6 protein-coding genes are annotated in these 4904 nt (G+C 63.0%); all 6 read right to left on the reverse strand.

Annotation, left to right across the window (positions count from 1 at the left end; genetic code table 11):
* Positions 1-951 (reverse strand): RIP metalloprotease (locus EN993_RS31405; protein ID WP_164757930.1); only part of this gene is annotated, 951 nt, incomplete at its 3' end.
* Positions 952-1055: 104 nt separating this feature from the next.
* Entirely contained in the window at positions 1056-1871 is an 816-nt protein-coding gene (locus tag EN993_RS31410) for a phosphatidate cytidylyltransferase (RefSeq protein ID WP_109669046.1), read from the reverse strand.
* Entirely contained in the window at positions 1868-2602 is a 735-nt protein-coding gene (locus EN993_RS31415; protein WP_109669048.1) for an isoprenyl transferase, read from the reverse strand. The genes EN993_RS31410 and EN993_RS31415 overlap by 4 nt, the downstream gene beginning before the upstream one ends.
* Positions 2603-2636: 34 nt before the next feature.
* Entirely contained in the window at positions 2637-3191 is a 555-nt protein-coding gene (frr, locus tag EN993_RS31420) for a ribosome recycling factor (RefSeq protein ID WP_013531759.1), read from the reverse strand.
* A 107-nt stretch (positions 3192-3298) separates the two neighbouring features.
* Entirely contained in the window at positions 3299-4021 is a 723-nt protein-coding gene (pyrH, locus tag EN993_RS31425; RefSeq protein ID WP_091574801.1) for a UMP kinase, read from the reverse strand.
* Positions 4022-4170: 149 nt separating this feature from the next.
* Positions 4171-4904: aldo/keto reductase (locus EN993_RS31430; RefSeq protein WP_164757931.1), on the reverse strand; the 734-nt coding region annotated here is incomplete at its 5' end.

Below are 4904 nucleotides of genomic sequence, written 5' to 3' on the forward strand. Positions count from 1 at the left end.
GGACAGCATTGCGACCAGTTGCACGAGCCATTCGAACCCTAGTTTCGCCGCCTTGCCGGCCATGTCGGCGATCTTCACCGGGCCGCCCAGCTGACATTTGTCCTCGCGCCCAACAACAAAGCGCTGCAGGAACTGGCCCGTGCGCTGGATGACGTGACCGGTTTCCTCGACCGCCGCCGCGACCGCTCCGACCGGCGTGTAGGTGATGAGCCGCGGCTGGCCGAGTTCCTTGTTGTTGACGACACCGATCACGGCGACCTTGACCTTGTTGCCGAGCGCGTCTTCCTGTTCCATCAGCCGCGGCGCCGCGGTCACCGTGACCTCCTTGCCGTCGCGCAGCATGACGAAGGTGATGGTGTCGTCGGCGCGGCCCGAGACCAGGCGCTGGACGTCGCCAAAGGTTTCGACCTTGTTGCCGTCGACGCTGACGAATCGGTCACCGGGCAGGATGCCGGCCTTCGCCGCCGGGCTGTCGGCGGTCACCTCGGCCACCATGGGCTCCGCGACATAACGGCCATAGGTGGTGAACAGCACGGCAAAGACGACGATCGTCAGCAGGAAATTGAACAGCGGCCCGGCCACCACGGTCGCCGCGCGCTTCCAGATCGGCTGCGTGTGAAAGGCGACCTTGCGCTCCGCCTCGGTCAGCGTTTCGATCTCTGCCGAAGTGGGCTGGCTCGAGGTGGCATTCATGTCGCCGACAAATTTGACATAGCCGCCAAGCGGTATCGCGCACAGTTTCCAGCGCGTGCCGTGGCTGTCGTTGAAGCCGAAGAGTTCCGGGCCGAAGCCTATCGAGAAGGCCTTGACGCCGATGCCGCACCAGCGCCCGACAAGGTAATGGCCCATTTCATGGACGAACACGACCACGGTCAGCACAAACACGAACGGCACGAGCGTTCCGAGGACAAAGCCTTCTGTGCTGAAAAGCGCGTGAAGAATCTCGTTCAAGACAAACCCTCAAATTCTTCCACGGCGCAGAGTGTGCCGTGACTGTGACACCAATCCGGGCGAATCCAAGGCGCACCGCGCATCGGACCCTGAAATGGCACCACTCAAACGGGAAACAGCCCCTGCGCCGGATGATCGGCGGTCGCCGAGATCCAACCGATGACGTATAGGGCGAAAGCCGCCGCGACAAGCCCATCGACACGATCCATGACGCCGCCATGGCCTGGGATGAGCGCACCCGAATCCTTGCGGCCGTGGCGGCGCTTGACCCAGGATTCAAACAGGTCACCGGCCTGGGAGACAATCGATAGCACGAGCGCCACAAGGCCGAGCAATGCCAGATTGCCGACACCAGCAGCGGCAGCGAGGACCAGCCCCGCGACGACGCCACCAACAGCGCCGCCGAGCGCGCCGCTGCGTGTCTTGCCAGGCGAGATCGCCGGCGCCAGCTTCGGTCCCCCAACCGCTCGGCCGACGAAATAGGCAAAGATATCGGTGGCCCAGACGACCGCGAACAGGAACAGGATGGCAATGAGGCCCGAGCGGTCGCCATCGCGCAGCAAGGCGAGCGACAGGCCTGAGACCGCGGCATAAGCAAGGCCGCTCGCATCCCACTGCCCAGTCTTGCGAACCGAGGCGGCAATCGCCGTTGCGGCAACCATGACCACGACAAGCGGCAGCAGCCAGGAGGTGGCAAGGCCGGCAAGCAAGACGCCAATGAAGACAACCAGCAGCGCTTCCGGCAGGAAACCCAGACCCGCGGCCCCGGTCGGGCGCGACATACGGGTCCATTCATAGAAGATCACCACCACCATTGCGGCGCACAGCAGCCGGAACGGCAGACCGCCGAGCCAGGTCAAACCAAGGGTGATGATGGCAAGCACGACAGCCGAAATGACACGCAGCTGGAGATTGCTCATCCTGCGGCCGGTCGCGAAGCAACGGCCTGGGTCCCAAGTCCGCCGAAACGGCGTTCGCGGCTGGCAAATTCGCGCAAGGCCTCGGCAAGGTGCTCGCGGCTGAAATCGGGCCAGTAGCAAGGCAGGAAGACGAGCTCGCTATAGGCGGCCTGCCACAGAAGGAAGTTCGACAGCCGGAGTTCGCCACTGGTGCGGATGACAAGCTCCGGGTCGGGAATGCCATGCGTGTCGAGAGCGCCGGCAAAGCTCTCGGCGGTGATCGCCTCGCTGTCGAGTTCGCCACGCGCCACGGCCGACGCAAGCTTTTGCGCCGTGCGAACGATCTCGTCGCGTCCGCCGTAGTTGAAGGCGATCACCAGCGTCAGTGATTCATTGGCGGCAGTCAGCGATTCGGCCTCGTCGAGCAGGCCCCTGATGTCGGACTGCAGCCCTGCCCTGTCGCCGATAATCCTGACCCGCACGCCGCTCTGGTGCAATTCGGCCAGGTCGCGGCGGATGAACATTTTCAGGAGACCCATCAGGTCGCTGACCTCGGACTTCGGCCGCGACCAGTTCTCCGACGAGAAAGCGTAGACGGTCAGGTAGGAGATGCCGAGTCCGGGTGCTGCGCGCACCGTCTTGCGCAGCGCCTCGACACCGGCACGATGGCCCGCAAGACGAGGCATGCCACGCGCCTTGGCCCAGCGTCCGTTTCCGTCCATGATGATCGCGACATGCGCGGGCGTTGCCATGTTCTCGCTTTCGGGTCAGCCGCTGGCCAAGACCCTAAACCTGCATGATTTCAGCTTCCTTATCGGAAAGCAGGTGGTCGATGGTGCTGATCGTTTCGTCTGTGAGTTTCTGGACCTGATCCGAGCGCTTGCGCTGATCGTCCTCGCTGATGTCGCCGTCCTTCTCCGCCTTCTTCAGAAAGTCCATGCCGTCGCGGCGCACATGGCGCGCGGCGACCCGGGCATTCTCGGCGTAGGTGTGCGAGATCTTGACCAGCTCCTTGCGGCGCTGTTCGTTGAGTTCAGGCAGTGGAATCCTGAGGTTGGTTCCATCGACGATCGGGTTGAAACCCAGATTGGATTCGCGGATAGCGCGGTCGACCGCGCCGACCATCGACTTGTCCCAGACCGATACCGAGATCATGCGCGGCTCCGGCACCGAGACGTTGGCGACCTGATTGATCGGCATGGTGGTGCCATAGGCCTGCACCTGGATCGCATCGAGCAGATTGCTGGAGGCGCGACCGGTCCGCAGCGAAGCCAGATCATGCTTGAACGCGGCGATCGCCCCATCCATGCGCCGCTTGAGATCGTCGTACTCACCACTCATCTCTATCTCCTCGACCCGTCTAACGCGGGTTCACTGCTTCGGGGCAAGGCCCCGTATTCGAGCCTGACTTTCGAAAACCGGCTTCCCTTTCGGGATCAGGCCCTCGATCAATCGTCCGCGACGACCGTGCAGCGGCCGCCGCCCCTCAGAATATCGCCGAAACCACCTTTTTCGTGGATCGAGTAAACGATTATCGGAATGTTGTTTTCGCGCGCAAGTGCAATCGCTGCCGTATCCATGATGGAAAGACCGCGTTTTATGACTTCGCCATGGCTGATGCGCTCGAAACGCGTCGCATTCGGGTCCTTCTTCGGGTCCGCCGAGTAGACGCCGTCGACCTGAGTGCCCTTGAACAGCGCGTCGGCGCCGATCTCAGCCGCACGAAGTGCGGCGGCCGAATCAGTGGTGAAGAACGGATTGCCGGTGCCGCCGGCAAAGATCACCACCTTGCCCTGGTTCATGTAGGCAGTCGCCTGGCGCTGCGAAAAGCTCTCGCAAAGTTCGGGCATGGCGATCGCCGAAAGCACCACGGCGTCGACACCGATCTTGTTCAATGACGTGCGCAACGCCAGCGAATTGATCACCGTGGCAAGCATGCCCATGTGGTCGCCGGTGACACGGTCGCCGCCCTTGGAGGCAACGGCCACGCCGCGAAAGATGTTGCCGCCGCCGATGACGACGCCAACCTCGATGCCCAGTGCACGCGCCTCAGCGATGTCGCCGGCGATGCGATCGACGACCGAAACGTCGATGCCGAAATGCTGTTCGCCCATCAATGCTTCGCCCGACGCTTTCAGCAAAACACGTCGGTAGAGGGGCTTCACCGTCATCTGGGCCTCTTCATTTTGCATGTGGCGCGTTCCGGGTGGCTACCCTCGCGCAGGCGCCGCCCCGAAACAATGGCGCGATGCCGTGTTCCGATACACGAAGGGCGCCGCGATGTCACGCGGCGCCCGACCCGGAATTCTCTCGCCTTTTGTCAACTCACGCCGGCAAAAGCACCTTCCATGAGCAGGTCCGGGAAGTAGCCCGCCGGCTTGTCGCCGACCGCCTGACCGCCGGTGAGGCCGCCCTGGATTTCCGGGCCGAAGAACGAGTACGGGAACGGCGTGACCGGCTGGCTGACAGCGTCGAGCCTTGCCAAAAGCTCCTTGGGAACCTCGAAATCGAGCGCGCCGAGATTGTCCTTGAGCTGATCGAGTTTCGTCGCACCGATGATCACCGAAGCGACACCGGGCCGTGTGGCGGCCCAGTTCAAGGCGATCTGGGCCATGCCGCGGCCAAGCTCACCGGCAATTTTTTCCAGTTCGGCAACGATTGCCCAGTTGCGGGCGGTTAATTTCTGGAAACCGGGATTGGTCGAACCGCGCATCGTCTCCAGTCGCCCGCCCGCCTTGCTGATTGTATCTGAACGATATTTGCCGCTCAGCAAGCCGCTGGCCAGCGGGCTCCACACCATGATGCCGGCGCCGTAGCGCGTGCCGAACGGCACGAATTCATGCTCGATGTTGCGCTCGGCCAACGAATATTCGAGCTGCAGCGCCGAAACCGGCTCGTAGCCGCGCTGTTCGGCGATGGACTGCGCCCTGCTTGCGTACCAGGCGGGGACGTCGGAGAGGCCGACATGCCGGATCTTTCCGGCGCGCACCAGATCGTCCAGCGTTCGCATCACCTCTTCCGGTGAAGTCAGCCTGTCCCAGGCATGCAGGATAT

Source organism: Mesorhizobium sp. M7D.F.Ca.US.004.01.2.1 (assembly GCF_003997785.1).
GTDB lineage: Bacteria > Pseudomonadota > Alphaproteobacteria > Rhizobiales > Rhizobiaceae > Mesorhizobium > Mesorhizobium loti.

Bases quoted from the DNA above. Each gene is read 5' to 3' on its own strand.
- EN993_RS31410 (WP_109669046.1), bottom strand. From the start codon at position 1,871: ATGAGCAATCTCCAGCTGCGTGTCATTTCGGCTGTCGTGCTTGCCATC.
- EN993_RS31415 (WP_109669048.1), bottom strand. From the start codon at position 2,602: ATGGCAACGCCCGCGCATGTCGCGATCATCATGGACGGAAACGGACGC.
- frr (WP_013531759.1), bottom strand. From the start codon at position 3,191: ATGAGTGGTGAGTACGACGATCTCAAGCGGCGCATGGATGGGGCGATC.
- pyrH (WP_091574801.1), bottom strand. From the start codon at position 4,021: ATGACGGTGAAGCCCCTCTACCGACGTGTTTTGCTGAAAGCGTCGGGC.